Below are 16,516 nucleotides of genomic sequence, written 5' to 3'. Positions count from 1 at the left end.
ACCTAATGGCGTGACCCGGCAGATCGCCGCCTTTCCGGGTCGTGTCCGCGTGTCGCAGCGCGGGCCCCGCCGCGTCACGTGATATCTGCCTCAGAAGGGTTGCCCCCATGTCGTCGCCGGGAACCGAGGACGGTCGGGACGGCCACCTGGCCGGGCACCCGGGGGCGCTGGAACCGCTGACCGGCGAGCTGATCGCCGCCGTGCTGCACAGCCGGGGATACCGCGTCCAGGCCGACGCCGACGGCGACCTGGTCGGCCGCTGGGACGACAGCTTGATCTGGTTCCTGCGCCCCGGCGCCAACGGCGAGCTGCTCCAGATCCGCACCCTGACCGCGCCGGCGTTCCCCATCGAGTACGTGCCGGCGCTGCACGCCTTCTGCAACGCGTGGAACCACGACCGGCTCTGGCCGAAGGCGTTCGTGCACGTCGAGGACGACGGGCGGGCCCGGATCTGCGGCGAGGTCATCACCGACCTGGAACGTGGCGTCACCGCGCACCAGCTCGACCAGCTGCTCGACTGCGGCATCGCCACCGGCTGCCAGCTCGCCACCGAGGTGGCCCGGCTGCCCGGTGGGGTGGTGGCGTGACGGGCCGCGGCGGGGACCTGGCCGGTCGCGGCCTCGACCCGTTCGGGCTGCCCGGCTGGTGGAGCGGGCTGCGGCGCGGGGGCCGGGGACCCGACCCCGCGCTGGCCGGAGCGCTCGCCGACGCCCGCGACACCCCCGACGGCGAGGCCCGCAGCACCGAGCTGGAACGCATCGCCGCGCACGCCGACGCCACGGGCGACGACCGGACGGCGCTGGCGGCCCGGTTCGCGCTCATCGAGGCGTACCTCCTGCACGGGCAGCGGTGGCGGCTGGTCGAGCCGGTGCGCCGCTGCCTCGCCACGGTGGAGCGCCGCCCCGACCTGCTGGCGGCAGACCAGGCCGAGCCGCTGCGGCGCTACCGGCGGTACGCGGTCGAGGCCCTGCTCGGCTCGCCCCGGGTCGGGCTGGACCAGGCCCGGGCCATGCTGGACGACCTCGCCGCGCGCGCCGCCGACGACCCGGCGGTGGTCGCCGAGCTGCGCTGCCGCATCGCCGACCACCTCGGCGACGAGCCCACCGCCCGGCGATGGTACGACCGCTGGTCGACCGCCGGAACGGGGCCGGTCGGCGGCTGCCCGGACTGCGCGGTGGCCCGACGGGCGGAACTGCTCGCCGGCTGGGGCGACCACCGGGCCGCCCTGGCCGCCCTGCCGGACTCCGCGCATGGCGGCGTCGACTGCACCGAGCAGCCGGAGCGGACGCTGGTCGCCGGGCTGCTGTCCTGGCTGCGGACCGGCCAGCCGGAGCGGGCGGCCGAGGCGCACGTGCGGGCATACCGGCGGCACCGGCGGGAGCGGGCCGCCTTCCCGCTGCTCGCCACGCACCTGCGGTGGTGCGCGCTGGCTGGGCACCCCGCCCGGGGCGTCGACGTCCTCGCCGAGCAGCTGCCCCGGCTGGACCGGCCGCACGACGACCTGTCCGCGATGGAGTTCGCCGCCGCCGGTGCGCTGGTCTGCGCCCTCGCCGTGGAGGCCGGGCTCGGCGGGCGGACGGTGCACCGCCCGGCGTACGGGGTGCGGCCGGCCGCCGAGCTCGACGTGGCCACGCTGGGCGCCACCCTGCTCGGGGTGGCCACCGCGCTGGCCGGCAGCTTCGACGCCCGCAACGGCACCGGCCACCAGTCCGGCCGGATCGCGTCCTGGCTGGCCGAACGGCCGGCCGCCGCACCGGTGCCCCTGCCGCCCGACGACGCCGCGGACGACCACGCCGACGACCCGCCCGACGACGTCCTGCCGGACGGGGAGCCACGCCCGCTGAGCCTGGCGATGATCACCGCCGAGCTGGACCGGCGCGGGGACCGGTACGCGGTGGACGACCGTGGCGCCGTCACGGGCCGGTGGGGCGAGGCGCTGATCCAGTTCCGGCGCGCCGGCGAGCGGGGCGAGATCCTCCAGGCCCGGTCCGTGGCGAACCGCCGGCTGCCGGCCGACCGGCTCGCGGAGGCGTACGCCTTCTGCAACGCCTGGAACCACGACCGGCTGCTGCCGAAGGCGTACGTGCACGAGCGGGAGGGCGAGCTGCTGCTGGCCGGCCACGTCGCCACCGACCTGGCGCACGGGGTGGCCCCGGCCCAGCTCACCGTCCTGCTCGACGCGGCCGTGGACACCGGCGTCGCGTACGCCGAGGCGGTCGCCGCCCTGCCCTGACCTCGTCGGGCCGGGCGGCGGCCCACCGGTGAGGTCCGAAACCCGCCGGACGATCTCCTGCCGCCCTGCTGGACTGGCACCCATGACGACGACGCACCACAAGCGCACCGCCCTGCTCCTGCACTCCCTGCACCGCCCCGGCTCCCCGCTCGTCCTGCCCAACGCCTGGGACGTGGCGAGCGCCCGGATCGTGGCCGACTGCGGCGCGGCGGCGGTCGCCACCACCAGCGCCGGCGTCTCGTGGAGCCTGGGCGCCCCGGACGGGGACGAACTGGACCGCGGGCGCGCCCTGGCGGTGGTCGCCCGCGTCGCCGCCGCCGTCACGGTCCCGGTCACCGCGGACATCGAGAGCGGGTACGCCGCCGACCCGGCCGGGGTCGCCCACACCGTGACCGGGGTGCTGGCCGCCGGCGCGGTCGGCGTGAACATCGAGGACGCCGCGCCGGCCGGGACGTCCCCGCTGCGCCCGGTCGACGAACAGTGCGCCCGGATCCGGGCCGCCCGGGAGGCTGCGGACGCGGCGGGGGTGCGGCTCTTCGTCAACGCCCGCACCGACGTGTTCCTGCGGGCGGTGGGCGACCCGGCGGACCGGCTGGCGGAGACGCTGCGCCGCGCGGTCGCGTACCGGGCGGCGGGCGCGGACGGGATCTTCGTGCCGGGCGTGGCCGACGCCGAGACCATCGCCGCGCTGGTCGCCGGCATCGAGGGGCCGGTCAACGTGCTCACCGGGCCAGGTGGGCTCCCCGTCACCACGCTGGCAGGGCTGGGGGTGGCCCGGGTCAGCCTCGGCTCGGCGCTCGCCGAGGCCGCGTACGGGCTGGTCCGCCGGGCCGCCACGGAGGCGCTGCGCTCCGGGTCGTACGACTCGCTGGCCGGCGCGATGAGCTACGGCGAGTTGAACGCGCTGCTGGCCTGACGCGGGCCGGCCGGCGACATCGCCGGCCTGCTCGACACGACCGTGGACACGGCCGTCGGGTACGCGGAGCCGCCCTGACGGGCTTCCGACACCGTGCAACCGGAGGTCGGTCCGGGTGGTCTCTCCATCACCCACACCGAATCCCGGGAGTTCACGATGACGCATCCGTTCCGCGCCGGCGCCGTGGCGGCCACCGCCCTGCTCGCCCTGGCGGCCCCCGCCCCGTTGGCACTGGCCGCCCCCGCCCCGCCCGCGTCGGCGCACGACCCCACACCCACCCCGACCACGGCCGACGGGCCGACCATCGTCGCCCGGCCGGATCTGGTCTTCCTCAGCGGCGACCCGTGGCACCCGGCGGGACCCCTGGAGGTCCTTGTCAGCAACGTCGGAAAGGCGGCGGCGAAGGGCTTCTTCGTCCTGCGCCTGCCGTCCGGGCTGACCGTGACCTCGGGTGGCGACTGCCGTGGCGCCGGATCGCCCCAGACCTGGGTCTGCGGTGGCACGCAGGTGCCGGCCGGTGGCCGGCAGGAGTACCGGCTGGCACTGCGGGCGACGGCGGCCGAGCCGGTCTTCGGCGTGAGCAGCTGGGGGTCCGTCGCCGGCCGGGACGCCGCCGGTGGCACGGAGGGCCCCACGGACTTCCGCGTCAACTGGCCGGACCGGACGTCGCTGCGGCTGCGGGCCACCGCCAGCCCGGTCGTCGACGCGTCGATGGGGCTGACGGTCCGGGTACGCAACACCGGCACCTTCGCCCTCGGCGGCTACTCGCTGAATCTCGTCCCCCCGAAGGGTGTGCAGGTGATCTGGCCGCTGTGCTCGGACAGCGGTCGGCTGGCCGGCGAGGGGTGCGAGATCATCCGGTCCGGCGCGCTGAAGGCGGGCGCCACGGACACGGTGCAGATCCGCCTCGCCGTCAGCGAGAGGGCGGGAAGCATCCGCCTGTATCTCGCGCCCACCAACCGGTACACCAACAAGGACACCTCGGTCACCGTGCCCGTGCCGGGCGGTACGGGGGGCGGGGCCCCGACGACTCCGCCGGCGGCGACCCCGAGCGCCACGTCGACGCCGAGCGCCACGTCGGCCGCGACGACGCCCGCCGGGGACGGGGCCGGGCTGCCCCGCACCGGTCCGGCCGGCACCACGTACGCCCTGTTCGGTGCGGCGCTGCTGGCCCTCGGGGCCGGCCTGCTGCTACTGCTGCGCCGCCGGCTCGGCCGCCACTGAGCTCCGCTGACCGGGGGCCGGCCCCCGGTCGGGCTCCGGGTCGGTCGCCGACGTGCACGGGGATGTCGGCGACCGGCCGGTCGCGGTGCCGCGGGGTGAGCCGCCGGGCCGGCCCGCCGCACGGCGACGCCCGCCGGCACACGGGGTGCGGGCGGGCGTCGCGGCGGCGCGGGGTCAGACCTCGACGACGGTCGGGACGATCATGGGCCGACGGCGGTACGCGTCGTTCACCCACCGTCCCACGGTGCGCCGGACGATCTGCTGGAGCTGGTGCGGATCGGTGATGCCGTCGGAGGCCGCCCGGTTCAGTGCCTCGGTGACCAGCGGGATCACCGGGCTGAACGCCTCCGGGTCCTCGGAGAAGCCCTTCGCCGACAGGGTCGGGCCGCCCACCACCTTGCCGGTCACCGAGTCGACCACCACGGTGGTGGCGATGAACCCGCCGTCGCCGAGGATCCGGCGCTCCGTGAGCAGCGACTCGCTGACGTCGCCGACGGCGAGGCCGTCGACGTAGACGTAGCGGCTCTTCACGTGCCCGACCAGGCTGGCCCGGCCCTCGACGAGGTCGACGACGTCGCCGTCCTCGCAGAGCACCACCCGGTCGGGGGCGACGCCGGACTCGATGCCGAGGCGGGCGTGCGCGCGCAGGTGCCGCCACTCGCCGTGCACCGGCATCAGGTTGCTGGGACGGACCACGTTGAGCAGGTAGAGCAGCTCGCCGGCGGGGGCGTGGCCGGAGACGTGCACCTTGGCCACGTCCTTGTGCACCACCACGGCGCCGGCCCGGGCCAGCCGGTTGATCACCCGGTAGACCGAGGTCTCGTTGCCGGGCACCAGCGAGGAGGCGAGCACCACGGTGTCGCCGGGGGCGATGGTGATGTGCCGGTGGTCGCCGCTGGCCATCCGGCCCAGGGCGCTCATCGGCTCGCCCTGCGAACCGGTGGACATCAGCACGATCTGCTCGGGCGGCATGTTCGTCGCCTCTTCCAGCCCGACGACCAGCCCGGACGGGATGTTGAGCAGCCCCAGGTCGCGGGCGATGCCCATGTTGCGGACCATGGACCGGCCGATGAGGGCGACCTTGCGACCGTGCTCGGCGGCGGAGTCGAACACCTGCTGCACCCGGTGCACGTGCGAGGCGAAGGAGGCGACGATGATCCGCCCCTTGGCCTTCGCGAAGATCGAGTCGAGCACCGGCCCGATCTCCCGCTCGGGGGTGACGAAGCCGGGGATCTCCGCGTTGGTGGAGTCCGAGAGCAGCAGGTCCACGCCCTCGGCGCCGAGCCGGGCGAACCCGGCCAGGTCGGTGATCCGGCCGTCCAACGGGAGCTGGTCCATCTTGAAGTCGCCGGTGTGCAGCACCAGGCCGGCGGGGGTGCGGATGGCGACCGCGAGCGCGTCGGGGATCGAGTGGTTGACCGCGAAGAACTCGCACTCGAACGGGCCGAGCCGCTCCCGGCCCCCCTCCCGAACGGTCAGCGTGTAGGGCTGGATCCGCCGCTCGGCCAGCTTCGCCTCGACCAGGGCGAGGGTGAACTGGGAGCCGACCAGCGGGATGTCGGGCTTGTGCGCGAGCAGGTAGGGCACCGCGCCGATGTGGTCCTCGTGGCCGTGGGTCAGCACGATCGCCTGGACGTCGTCGAGCCGGTCCAGGATCGGACCGAAGTCGGGCAGGATCAGGTCGACCCCGGGCTGCTCCACGTCGGGGAAGAGCACCCCGCAGTCGACCACCAGCAGCTTGCCGTCGTACTCGAAGACGGTCATGTTGCGACCGATGGCGCCGAGCCCGCCGAGCGGGATGATCCGCAGCCCACCCTCCGGCAGCGGCGGGGGCAGTTCCGTCTCGAAGTGCGCCTCGGTCACGCGTCCACCTCATTCTGCGACGCCGTCACTCGGCGTCCGTCGTGTCGTTCGGTCATTCGGGCAGTTCCAGGCCCGCCGCCGCGCTGTCGGCGCGGAGCTGGGCGATCTCGTCGTCGGTCGCCCCGACCAGCGGCAGACGCACCGGCCCGGCGGGCTTCCCGGCAGCCGCCAGGCCCGCCTTCACCAGGATCACGCCCTGGGTACGGAAGATGCCGGTGAACAGCGGCAGCAGCCGCCGGTGCAGGCTCAGCGCGGTGGCGGTGTCCCCCGCGTCGTACGCCTCGATCATCTGCTTGGTGAGCGCGCCGGTGAAGTGGGTCGAGGTGCCGACCACGCCCACGCCGCCCACGGCCAGCGCGGGCAGGGTGAGTGCGTCCTCGCCGCTGTAGAAGGCGAGGTTCGTCCGGCTGGTGACCCAGCTCGTGGCGGTCAGGTCGCCCTTGGCGTCCTTCACCGCGACGATCCGGGCGTGTTCGGCCAGGCGCACCATCGTCTCGGTGTCGATCGGCACGCCCGCCCGGTGCGGGATGTCGTAGAGCATCACCGGCAGCCCGGTGGCGTCCGCCACGGCGGTGAAGTGCCGCAGCAGGCCGCTCTGCGGCGGCTTGTTGTAGTAGGGCGTCACCACGAGCAGGCCGTGCGCGCCCGCCTTCTCGGCGGTCGTGGAGAGCTCGATGGTGTGCCGGGTGTCGTTGGTGCCGACCCCGGCCACGACCTTGGCGCGGTCACCGACGGCCTCCACCACGGCCCGGATCAGCTGTTCCTTCTCGGCCTCGGTGGTGGTCGGCGACTCGCCGGTGGTGCCGTTGACCACCAGCGCGTCGTTGCCCTGCTCGTCGACCAGGTAGCTGGCGAGCCGCGCGGCGCCGTCGAGGTCGAGCGAGCCGTCGGCGGTGAACGGGGTCACCATGGCCGTGAGCACTCGCCCGAAGGGGCGGGACACCGCTCGGGCGGGCGTGTCAGGGTGGTCGTGCGTCATGCCACCAACCTAGCGGACGACCACCGGCGCCCCGCCGGGGAAGCCCTCAGGACTCACTCGGCGTGCGGGCTCGCCGCGACCTCGGTGCCGTCGGGCAGGGCCGAGATGACGAAGTCGGCGAAGACGTTCGGGGCGACGCCCTGGAGCTGCCGCAGGCACTCCACCGCCAGCTCGCGGATCTCCACGTCGGCGTGCTCCGTCGCGCGCATGGCGATGAAGTGCCGCCAGGCCCGGTAGTTGCCGGTCACCACGATGCGCGTCTCGGTGGCGTTGGGCAGCACGGCGCGGGCCGCCTGCCGGGCCTGCTTGCGCCGCAGCGTGGCGTTCTCCACGTCGGCGAAGCGCCGCTCCAGCCCCTCCAGCAGCTCGTTGTACGCGCGCACGCTCGCCTCGGCCGCCGCCACGAACTTCTTGTGCAGCTCCGGGTCGTCGGCGATCACCGAGGGCTCGACCATGGCGGCGTCGCGCTCCGGCACGTACCGCTGGGAGAGCTGGGAGTACGAGAAGTGCCGGTGCCGGATCAGCTCGTGGGTGAACGAGCGGGAGACCCCGCTGAAGTAGAAGCTGACCGAGCCGTGCTCCAGCACGCTCAGGTGGCCGACCTCCAGGATGTGTGCGAGGTAACCGGCGTTGGTGGCGGTGGCCGGGTTCGGCTTCTTCCAGCTCTGGTAGCAGGCCCGGCCGGCGAACTCCGCGAGCGCCTGGCCGCCCTCGGCGTCGGTCGACCACGGCACGTCGTCGGGGGCCTCGAAGTGCGTCCACGCGACGAGCTTGACCTGGGGCTGCACCATCTCCGGCATTCCTGGGACTGTAGTGGCCCGGCGGTCGCGGGGAAAAGCCGGGCTCGCCGGCCGAACGGTCCTTGAGCTGCGAATAGTGGTCGGGTGCGGGTCCACCCGGGTCGGCGGGTGTCCAATATCTCGGTGCTCGGCACACCCGCGCAGCAGTGAACGGGCGCCTCGCGCTGCGCGGGGCCGGGCCGGGGACGGGGCCGGGCGCGGACGGGGCCGGGCGAAGCTGGGCGGGACGGGCCGGGCAGGGCGCTGCGCTGGGCCGGGCGCAGACGGGGCCAGGCCGCGGACGGGGCCGGGCAGGGCAGGGCAGGGCGCGGACGGTCTGGGGAGCTACTCGCCGCGCTGTCGAGCTGCCCCACGGATGAGGGCACAGCTCCGTTCGAGCGGTCCCTCCGGCAAGCCCCCGGGTGGTCCCATGGACGGGGCAGCTCGACAGCGACAACAAAGCCATCCCCACACAGCCGCCGGACCCACCCAGGCACCGCACGCGGTCCCGTGGACGGGGCAGCTCGACAGCAGCCGGCCAGCAATCCCGCAGGCCCGCGACCCGGCCGGCACGCTGACGGCCACCAACGCCGCGATCCCACCGACGCGCCACGCGCGGCCCGGGAACGGGCGGGTCAGACCCAGCCGGGAACGGGCGGGGTCAGACGTAGAGGGAGGTGAAGGGTGCCCAGGGCAGGTTGCGCAGGATCGTGAAGGCCAGCCAGGCGGCCAGGAAGACGCCGATCACCCGGGAGCTGATCCGCAGCTCGGGCAGGCGCCAGCCGAACGCCTGCTTCCCGGCCCACGCGACGAAGAGGTAGGCCAGGAAGGGCAGCGCGAAGACGAAGAGGAAGTGGTGCCGGGCGGCGGCCGGCAGGTCGGCGTGCAGCACGTACCAGAGCGCGCGGGTGCCGCCGCAGCCCGGGCAGTCCAGCCCCGTGGTGAGCTTGAGCAGGCAGCTCGGCGCGGCGTCGGGCGCCGAGCGGGTGGGGTCGCTGATCAGCGCGTAGCCGATGCCGGCGGCGACGCAGCCGAGCGCGGCCAGCGGGACCGCCCAGCGCGGGGAGCGCTCGTAGAGGCGGACGACGAAGCGGGTGAGCCGGTCCGGCTCGGCGACGGGGTAGGCCGCCGCCCCCGGATAGGGCGAACCCGGATAGGGCGGCGCCTGGTCCGTGGGCCACCCGTCGGCCGGTGCAGTCGGTGCAGTCGGGCCCGCCTGGGGCGGGGCGTCGAGCCCACCCGTCTGCGGATGCGACGGGGAGGCCGGTCCGTCAACGCTCGTCACGTCGCTCACCGTACACCGGCCACGCCCGCCAGCGCCGCGGCCAGCGGGACTGCCAGGTCGCCGGCGGCGGGCGGGGCCATCGCGTCGAGGCCCAGCCAGCCGGCGAGGCGATGCAGCTCGGCGGCGAGCGCCAGCGCGGTCTCGCCCCGGTCGACGCCCGGCTCGGCCCAGGCGGCGGGCACCAGCAGCACGCCGGCCTTGCGGTCGGCCTTGAGGTCGACCCGGGCGGTGAAGCGCTCCCCCTGGAGGAAGGGCAGCACGTAGTAGCCGTATACCCGCTGCGGCGCCGGCACGTAGATCTCGATGCGGTAGCTGAAGTCGAAGAGGCGCTCGGCGCGGGCCCGCTCCCAGACCACCGGGTCGAACGGGCTGACCAGGGTGTTGCCGCGCACCCAGCGGGGCAGCCGCGCCCCGGCGTGCAGCCAGGCGGGCCGCTGCCAGCCCTGCACGGCGACCGGCAGCAGCTCGCCCGCCTCGACCAGCTCGGCGATGGCCTGCCGGGCGCCGGCCACCGGCAGCCGGAAGTAGTCGCGCAGCTCCGGCTCGGCGGCCACCCCGAGTGAGCGCGCGGCGATCCTCATCAGTGCCCGGTGCGCCTCGGCGTCGGTCGGCGTGGGCGCGTCGAGCACGGCGGCCGGCAGCACCCGCTCCGGCAGGTCGTAGCGGCGGGCGAACGACGTGGTGCGCTCGGCGGCGGTCACCTCCCCCGCCCAGAACAGGAACTCCAGCGCCCGCTTGACCGCCGACCAGTTCCACCCCCAGTTGCCGGTCTCCCGGGGCGCGTCGTGCTCGATCTCGGCGGCGGTGAGGGGACCCCGGGCGGCCACCTCGTCGCGTACCCAGGCGACCAGGCCCGGCTGTTCCTCGGCGATCCGCCGCATCCCGCCCCAGGAATCCGAGCGGGACCGGGCCATCCGCCAGCGCAGCAACGGGTGCAGCCCGACGGGCAGCAGCGACGCCTCGTGGCCCCAGTATTCGAACAGCTCCCGTGGGCGGCGGTAGGCGGCGTCGTCGAGCAACGCGGTCGGGTAGGGCCCGAGCCGGCTGTAGGGCGGCAGGTAGTGCGCCCGTTGCAGCACGTTTACCGAGTCCATCTGGATCAGCCCGACCCGGTCGAGCACCCGACGCAGGTGCCGGCGGGTGGGCACGCCCGTGGGCGCGGGGTCGGCGAAGCCCTGGGCGGCGAGCGCCACCCGACGTGCCTGGGCGAGCGAGAGCGATTCCGGTGCGGCCATCGTCGGGCACCCTAATCCACCGGTACGACACCGGTGCGGACGCTGGACCCGTCACCCGCCGGGGCATAGAACGGACGCATGCTCACGATCCGCCGCGAGGAGCCCGACGACGCCGAGGCGGTCGCCCGAGTGCACATCCACGGCTGGCAGGCCGGCTACGCCGGGATCATGCCCGAGGAGGTGCTGCGGCGGCTCAACGTCGCGGCCTGGGCGCAGCGCCGCCGGGACCTCGGCACCGCCGATCCGGAACACCCGTTCACCACCCTGCTCGCCGAGGTCGACGGGACGCTGGCCGGGTTCACCACGTTCGGCCCGTACCGCAACAACCAGGACCGTGGCGACCTCGACGCCGCGCACGGCGAGGTGGTGGCGATGTACGTCGAGCCGGACTGCTGGGGCGACGGCACGGCGCGGGCGCTGCTGGCCGCGGCGCGCGACGGGCTTGTCGCCCGGGGCTGGTCGGACTACCGGCTCTGGGTCCTGGAGGCCAACCACCGGGCCCGCCGGTTCTACGAGCGGGCCGGGCTGTCACCGGACGGTGAGCGGTCGACCTATCCGGTGCCGCTGGCCGGCGGGCGCCCGCCGGTCGGGCTGGTCGAGCTGCGGTACGCCGGACTCCTCGACGGCTGATCCGGCGGGCCCCTCCCGGGGCCGGTCGACCGGGTCGGTGTCGCCCACCCGCCGGACCGGCAGGAACGCCAGCAGCGCCAGGCTGATCCAGACGTAGGTGTTGCTGCCGAGGAAGCCGTCGAGCCCGGTGAAGTCCTTCTCCCAGGCCCAGACGATCCGGCTGATCAGGAAGCCGTACCCGACGATCGCGGCGCCCAGCAGGACGCGGCGCCGGCGGCTGCCGGTGGGCGCGGCCATCCCGTTGTCCACCAGCAGGATCAGCGCGGGCAGCAGCCAGACCAGGTGGTGCACCCAGGTGACCGGGCTGACCAGGCACATCACCGCACCCGTCAGCGCCAGGCCGGTCGCCTCGTCGCCGGCGGCCACGGCGGCGCGGGAGCGCCAGGCCCACAGCGCCAGCGTGGCCAGCACCAGCGCCAGCCAGGCCAGGGTGCTCGGGTGTTCCGGGTTGAGCCGGGCGACCACGCCGCGCAGCGACTGGTTGGAGACGAACGCCAACTCACCCACCCGGCCGGTGTTCCACAGCGCTTCCGTCCAGAACTCCCGCGAGGCGTCGGGGAAGAGCGCGGCGGCCAGCAGGGTCACACTGGCCGCGGTGGCCATCGAGGTGACCGCGGCCCGCCAGCGGCGGGTGACCAGCAGGTAGACGATGAAGATGCCCGGGGTCAGCTTGATCGCGGTGGCCAGCCCGATGCCCACGCCCGCCCACCGGTTGCCGGCCGGCAGCAGCCGGAGCAGGTCGATCGCGACCAGGAAGAGCAGCAGCATGTTGACCTGGCCGAAGTTGACCGTCTCGCGCATCGGCTCGTACGCGGCGGCCAGGCAGAGCGCCACGGCGAGGGCGAACCAGCGGGTCCAGCCCGACCGGCGGGAGACCGGGTCGATCAGCCACCAGAAGAGCACGGCGGTGACCACCACGCTGGCGGCCACGCTCACCGCGATCGCCGCCCACCACGGCAGGTACGCCATCGGCAGCATGACCAGGGCGGCGAAGGGCGGGTACGTGAAGCCGTACTGGGTGCCGGGCTTGAGGAAGTCGTAGATCTCCCCGCCGTCGTGCACCCACCAGGTCAGCGCGCCGTAGTAGACCTTGAGGTCGAAGAAGCCGTGCCGGACGGCCGCGACGGACAGGAAGGCGGTCACCGCGACGGCGAGCGCGACGACGCCGACGACCTGCTGGATCGTCCGTGGGGGACCCTGCGCCACCATCGCCTCCCTCGCCCTGCGTAGGCTTCCGTCCCATGGCTCTCGGGTACGTCCGCCCGGCGCGTCCGGAAGACGCCGGCGAGATCGCACGCATCCAACTCGCGACCTGGCGGGTCGCCTATCGCCGGATCCTGCCCCGGCACGTGCTCGACAACCTGGACGAGGCGTGGCTCGCCAGGCGGTGGAGCGCGGCCGTGCAGGAGCCGCCCTCCGGCGCCCACCGGGTGCTGGTCGCCGTCGAACAGGCCGAGCAATCCTATCTGGTGGGGTTCGCCGCCTCCGGTCCGGCCGACGCCGAGGCGCTCGCCCCGGGTGAGCCGGCGGAGGTCCTCGGGCCGGACGTCGCCGCGGTGACGGACCTGCTGGTGGAGCCGCGCTGGGGCCGGCGGGGGCACGGCAGCCGGCTGCTCGCCGCGACCGTCGACCTGTGGCGTGCCGACGGGTTCACCCGCGCGCTGGCCTGGGCCTTCGACGGCGACGCGGCGACCCGCAAGTTCCTCACCAGCACCGGCTGGGAGCCCGACGGCGCGGCCCGCGCGCTGGACGTGGAGGACATGCTCGTCCCGCAGGTGCGGCTGCACGTGGCGGTGCCGGGGGAGGCGGATCCGGCGGACGCGACGCCCACCGAGGCGACACTCCGGACCTGACGCCGGATGCCTCGTCACCGGCACCGGCGCCGCCCGGGGACTGACCGGGCCGAGCGGCCCCGGACCCGGACCGCACCGGGCCGGGCGTTCCCGGACTCGGCCCGCGCCGATTCGCGCTCCCCGGCCCGCCGGTGCCGGCGATCCGCCGGACACTGTCGGGGGTGTCGCCTACCGTGACCCCATGGTCGCGGTGGCGGCATCCACGAGAGGGAGGCATCGGGCATGTTCGCGGACACGATGGCGTGGAGCAGTTTCTCGGTGGACGACCCCGACCGGGCCGAACGGTTCTACGCCGACACGCTCGGCCTGCGGGTGTCGCGGGACGACGCCATGGGCGGTCTGCTGACGTTGCACCTCGCCGGGGGCCGGGACGTGATGGTCTACCCGAAGGCGGACCACACCCCCGCGGCCCACACGGTGCTCAACTTCCCCGTCGACGACGTCGACCGGGCCGTCGACGAGCTGACCGCGCGCGGGGTGCGGTTCGCGCGCTACCCCGGGATGCCCCAGGACGACAAGGGCGTCATGCGCGGCAACGGGCCGACGATCGCGTGGTTCACCGACCCGGCCGGCAACATCATGTCCGTGATCGAGGAAGGCTGACCGGTCAGGCGTGCGGCGGGCCCTGGGTGGGCGCGACGAGTTCGACGACCAGTTCGTCGTCCTCCATCGCCCCGGTGGGCACGAAGCCGAGGCTCGTGTAGAGGCGGGCGGCCTGGGCGTTGTCGGGGTGGTAGGAGAGCCGGACGGGGTGACCGCCGTCCTGGCCGCCCAGCCACGCGGCCAGGGTGCGCACGGCCGCCCGACCGACGCCCCGGTCCTGCTCGGCCGCGTCGACCACCATGCCGCCGATCCAGCGGGACCCGTCGTCGTCGACGCCCCACATGACGTGCCCGACAACGGTCTCGTCCGCGTAGACCGCCAGGGAGGTCCACACGTCGGAGCGCATGGTCAGCAGCAGGTAGCGGGCGGCCAGCGCCGCCACCCACCCGCGCTGGTCGTCGCGCGGGGCGACGTCGGCCACCGCCCGCCAGTTGTCGTCGTCGACCGGGCGCAGGGTCACCCGGCGCCCGGCCCGGTCGGAGAGTCCAGAATCGATCACCCGGGCAGCCTAGGGGCCGCCGGGCGCCGCCGCGACCGCTTTGCCCGTCAGTCGAGCAGGGCGTCCAGGCCGACGGTCAGCCCGGGCCGGGTGCGGACCGCGCGGACGGCCAGCAGCACGCCGGGCATGAACGAGACCCGGTCGTACGAGTCGTGCCGGATGGTCAGCGTCTCCCCCAGGGTGCCGAAGAGCACCTCCTGGTGGGCGACGAGGCCGGTGGCGCGCACGGCGTGCACGCGCACCCCGTCGATGTCGGCGCCCCGGGCGCCCGCGACCTCGTCCTTGGTGGCGTCCGGCACCGGGCCGAGGCCGGCCTCGGCGCGGGCGGCCGCGACCAGCCGCGCGGTGTGCGTGGCGGTGCCGCTGGGGGCGTCCAGCTTGCGGGGATGGTGCTGCTCGACGATCTCGACCGACTCGAAGTGCCGGGCGGCGCGGGCGGCGAACTGCATCATCAGCACCGCGCCGATGCCGAAGTTGGGGGCGATCACCACACCCACCCCGGGCTTGTGGGCCAGCCAGCCGCGCACCCGCTCCAGCCGCTGCTCGGTGAAGCCGGTGGTGCCGACCACCGCGTTGATGCCCTGGTCGATGCACCAGTGCAGGTGGTCCATGACGACGTCGGGGGTGGTGAAGTCGACGACCACCTCGGCCCCGGCGTCGGACGCGGCGAAGAGGCCGTCGCCCTCGTCGACCATGGCCACCAGCTCCATGTCGGCGGCGGCGTCCACGGCCCGGCACACCTCGACGCCCATCCGGCCCCTGGCGCCCAGCACGCCGACCCGGATCAGCTCGTCCGGGCTCTTCTCCTGCTCGTCAGTCACGGGGCACAACCTATCCCAATCGGGACGCGCGCATCCGGGCGGACCGTCAGCCGGCGGGACGCCACCATCCGGGCCGACCGACAGCCGCCGGGACGCGCGCACCGGGCGGGAGTGCGGGGCGGGTCAGCGGGCGGCGAAGTCGTTCGCGCCGAACGGGCCGACCACCGCCAGCGACATCGGCCGGCTCAGCAGCTCGGCGGCCAGGGTGTTGACGTCGGCCACGGTGACCGCGTCGACCCGGCCCAGCAGCTCGTCGACCGGCATCAGGTGGCCGTAGAGCAGCTCGCCCTTGGCCAGCCGGCTCATCCGCGAGCCCGTGTCCTCCAGCCCCAGCACGAACGAGCCCTTGCTCATCCCCTTGCCGCGGGCCACCTCGGCCTCGGTCAGGCCGTCGGCGGCCACCCGGGCCAGTTCGGCCCGGGTCAGCTCCAGCACCTCGTCGACCTTGCCCGGTGCGCAGCCGGCGTAGACGGCGAAGAGGCCGCTGTCGGCGTACTGGCTGGCGTAGGAGTAGACCGAGTAGGCGAGGCCGCGCCGCTCGCGGATCTCCTGGAACAGCCGGCTCGACATGCCGCCGCCGAGGATGTTGTTGAGCACGCCGAGGGCGAAGCGCCGCTCGTCGAGCCGGTCGATGCCGGGGCAGCCGAGGATGACGTGCGCCTGCTCGGTCTCCTTCGGCTCCACCAGGGTGGTGGCGGGCTTCGTGCGTACGGCCGGGGTGGCCGACCGGTGCGGCGCGGGCGTCGCCGGGTCGGTGTCCAGCGGGGTGCCGCGCAGCGCCTGACGGACCAGCTTGACCACCGTGGCGTGGTCGAGGTTGCCGGCGGCGGCGACGACGATCCGCGGCGGGGTGTAGTGGCGGCGGTAGAAGCCCTGGATCTGCCGCCGGGTCATCGGCGTGACGGTCTCCTCGGTGCCGGAGATCAGCCGGCCCAGCGGGTGGTCGCCGTAGGCGGCCCGGGCGAAGAGGTCGTGCACCTCGTCGCCGGGCTCGTCGTCGTGCATGGCGATCTCTTCGAGGATCACGCCCCGCTCGGTCTCCACGTCGGCCGGCTCCAGCAGCGAGTCGGCGACCGCGTCGCACATGACGTCGATGGCCAGCGGCAGGTCCTCGTCCAGCACGCGGGCGTAGTAGCAGGTGTATTCCTTGGTGGTGAAGGCGTTGGTCTCGCCGCCCACCGCCTCGATCTCCGCGGAGATCTCCAGCGCGCTGCGCTTGTTGGTGCCCTTGAAGAGCAGGTGCTCCAGGAAGTGCGCCGCGCCGGCCTGCGGCCCGGTCTCGTCGCGCGAGCCGACCGCGACCCAGACGCCGAACGAGACGCTGCGCATCGCCGGGATCGCCTCGGTGAGCACGCGCAGCCCGCTGGGCAGCACGGTACGGCGTACCGTGCCGCCCAGCGGGTCGTCGCTGATGGTGCGGGTCACCGCCCGGGCGGCGCCGCCGGAGCGGGCCGTCCCGGCCCCCCGGTGCGAGGCTCCCGCGGGGCCCGGAACGGACGCCACCCCCCGTCGATCCGGCGGAAACGGCGCGCTGACGGCCCGACTCACGTGTTGCTCCCAGATCGACGAGGGGTGGGGTGATGCGATGGTGCGGTA

General features: G+C 74.7%; 16 protein-coding genes. 7 read left to right on the top strand and 9 right to left on the bottom strand.

Annotated features, from left to right (window positions below):
• The first annotated feature begins 107 nt into the window (after nt 1-107).
• From ACN27A_RS29735 to ACN27A_RS29720, 4 genes are all read left to right on the top strand, one after another.
• Nucleotides 108-587 carry a YbjN domain-containing protein gene (locus ACN27A_RS29735; RefSeq protein WP_421457829.1) on the top strand — a complete coding sequence of 160 codons (480 nt, stop codon included), beginning with the start codon at nt 108-110 and terminating at the stop codon, nt 585-587.
• The gene (locus ACN27A_RS29730; protein WP_421457828.1) at nt 584-2,233 is read left to right on the top strand and encodes a YbjN domain-containing protein; all 1,650 of its coding nucleotides are present in this window, start codon (nt 584-586) and stop codon (nt 2,231-2,233) included. Before ACN27A_RS29735 ends, ACN27A_RS29730 begins: the two co-directional genes overlap by 4 nt.
• A gap of 82 nt (nt 2,234-2,315) precedes the next feature.
• Nucleotides 2,316-3,149: an isocitrate lyase/PEP mutase family protein gene (locus ACN27A_RS29725; RefSeq protein ID WP_421457827.1), complete on the top strand. Its 834-nt coding sequence runs from the start codon at nt 2,316-2,318 to the stop codon at nt 3,147-3,149.
• Between the two features lie 156 nt (nt 3,150-3,305).
• The gene (locus ACN27A_RS29720) at nt 3,306-4,373 is read left to right on the top strand and encodes a hypothetical protein (protein ID WP_421457826.1); all 1,068 of its coding nucleotides are present in this window, start codon (nt 3,306-3,308) and stop codon (nt 4,371-4,373) included.
• Between the two features lie 174 nt (nt 4,374-4,547).
• Here ACN27A_RS29720 and ACN27A_RS29715 read toward each other — a convergent pair whose 3' ends face one another.
• From ACN27A_RS29715 to ACN27A_RS29695, 5 genes are all read right to left on the bottom strand, one after another.
• Nucleotides 4,548-6,236, bottom strand: a complete 1,689-nt coding sequence (locus tag ACN27A_RS29715; protein WP_132232860.1) for a ribonuclease J — start codon at nt 6,234-6,236, stop codon at nt 4,548-4,550.
• A gap of 52 nt (nt 6,237-6,288) precedes the next feature.
• Entirely contained in the window at nt 6,289-7,215 is a 927-nt protein-coding gene (gene dapA / locus ACN27A_RS29710; protein WP_421457825.1) for a 4-hydroxy-tetrahydrodipicolinate synthase, read from the bottom strand.
• A 53-nt stretch (nt 7,216-7,268) separates the two neighbouring features.
• Complete coding sequence (gene thyX / locus ACN27A_RS29705) at nt 7,269-8,006, bottom strand: FAD-dependent thymidylate synthase (RefSeq protein WP_421458659.1); 738 nt, start codon at nt 8,004-8,006, stop codon at nt 7,269-7,271.
• Between the two features lie 649 nt (nt 8,007-8,655).
• Nucleotides 8,656-9,288 (bottom strand): DUF2752 domain-containing protein, encoded by a 633-nt coding sequence (locus tag ACN27A_RS29700; protein WP_421457824.1) that lies wholly within the window; start codon nt 9,286-9,288, stop codon nt 8,656-8,658.
• Nucleotides 9,285-10,514 (bottom strand): winged helix-turn-helix domain-containing protein, encoded by a 1,230-nt coding sequence (locus ACN27A_RS29695; protein ID WP_421457823.1) that lies wholly within the window; start codon nt 10,512-10,514, stop codon nt 9,285-9,287. Before ACN27A_RS29695 ends, ACN27A_RS29700 begins: the two co-directional genes overlap by 4 nt.
• Before the next feature lie 78 nt (nt 10,515-10,592).
• Between ACN27A_RS29695 and ACN27A_RS29690 the strand changes: the two genes are divergently transcribed.
• Nucleotides 10,593-11,144, top strand: a complete 552-nt coding sequence (locus ACN27A_RS29690; RefSeq protein ID WP_421457822.1) for a GNAT family N-acetyltransferase — start codon at nt 10,593-10,595, stop codon at nt 11,142-11,144.
• On the opposite strand, the gene ACN27A_RS29685 is transcribed toward ACN27A_RS29690, so the two are convergent.
• Nucleotides 11,043-12,350: a glycosyltransferase 87 family protein gene (locus tag ACN27A_RS29685; protein WP_421457821.1), complete on the bottom strand. Its 1,308-nt coding sequence runs from the start codon at nt 12,348-12,350 to the stop codon at nt 11,043-11,045. The two genes, ACN27A_RS29690 and ACN27A_RS29685, sit on opposite strands and share 102 nt — an antisense overlap.
• A 35-nt stretch (nt 12,351-12,385) precedes the next feature.
• Between ACN27A_RS29685 and ACN27A_RS29680 the strand changes: the two genes are divergently transcribed.
• Nucleotides 12,386-12,997, top strand: coding sequence for a GNAT family N-acetyltransferase (locus tag ACN27A_RS29680; RefSeq protein ID WP_421457820.1), 612 nt, complete (start codon nt 12,386-12,388; stop codon nt 12,995-12,997).
• Between the two features lie 222 nt (nt 12,998-13,219).
• Entirely contained in the window at nt 13,220-13,600 is a 381-nt protein-coding gene (locus tag ACN27A_RS29675) for a VOC family protein (protein ID WP_421457819.1), read from the top strand.
• A 4-nt stretch (nt 13,601-13,604) separates the two neighbouring features.
• On the opposite strand, the gene ACN27A_RS29670 is transcribed toward ACN27A_RS29675, so the two are convergent.
• The 3 genes from ACN27A_RS29670 to ACN27A_RS29660 form a co-directional block, all read right to left on the bottom strand.
• The gene (locus ACN27A_RS29670) at nt 13,605-14,099 is read right to left on the bottom strand and encodes a GNAT family N-acetyltransferase (protein ID WP_421457818.1); all 495 of its coding nucleotides are present in this window, start codon (nt 14,097-14,099) and stop codon (nt 13,605-13,607) included.
• Nucleotides 14,100-14,146: 47 nt separating this feature from the next.
• Complete coding sequence (dapB, locus tag ACN27A_RS29665) at nt 14,147-14,920, bottom strand: 4-hydroxy-tetrahydrodipicolinate reductase (RefSeq protein WP_421457817.1); 774 nt, start codon at nt 14,918-14,920, stop codon at nt 14,147-14,149.
• Nucleotides 14,921-15,043: 123 nt separating this feature from the next.
• The gene (locus ACN27A_RS29660) at nt 15,044-16,468 is read right to left on the bottom strand and encodes a M16 family metallopeptidase (RefSeq protein ID WP_421457816.1); all 1,425 of its coding nucleotides are present in this window, start codon (nt 16,466-16,468) and stop codon (nt 15,044-15,046) included.
• Nucleotides 16,469-16,516 lie beyond the last annotated feature (48 nt).

The sequence above is a fragment of the Micromonospora sp. WMMD737 genome, from assembly GCF_049179055.1.
Classification (GTDB): Bacteria; Actinomycetota; Actinomycetes; order Mycobacteriales; family Micromonosporaceae; genus Micromonospora; species Micromonospora reichwaldensis.
Note: the sequence above shows the minus strand (reverse complement) of the source record. Positions and strands in the feature narration are given on the sequence as shown.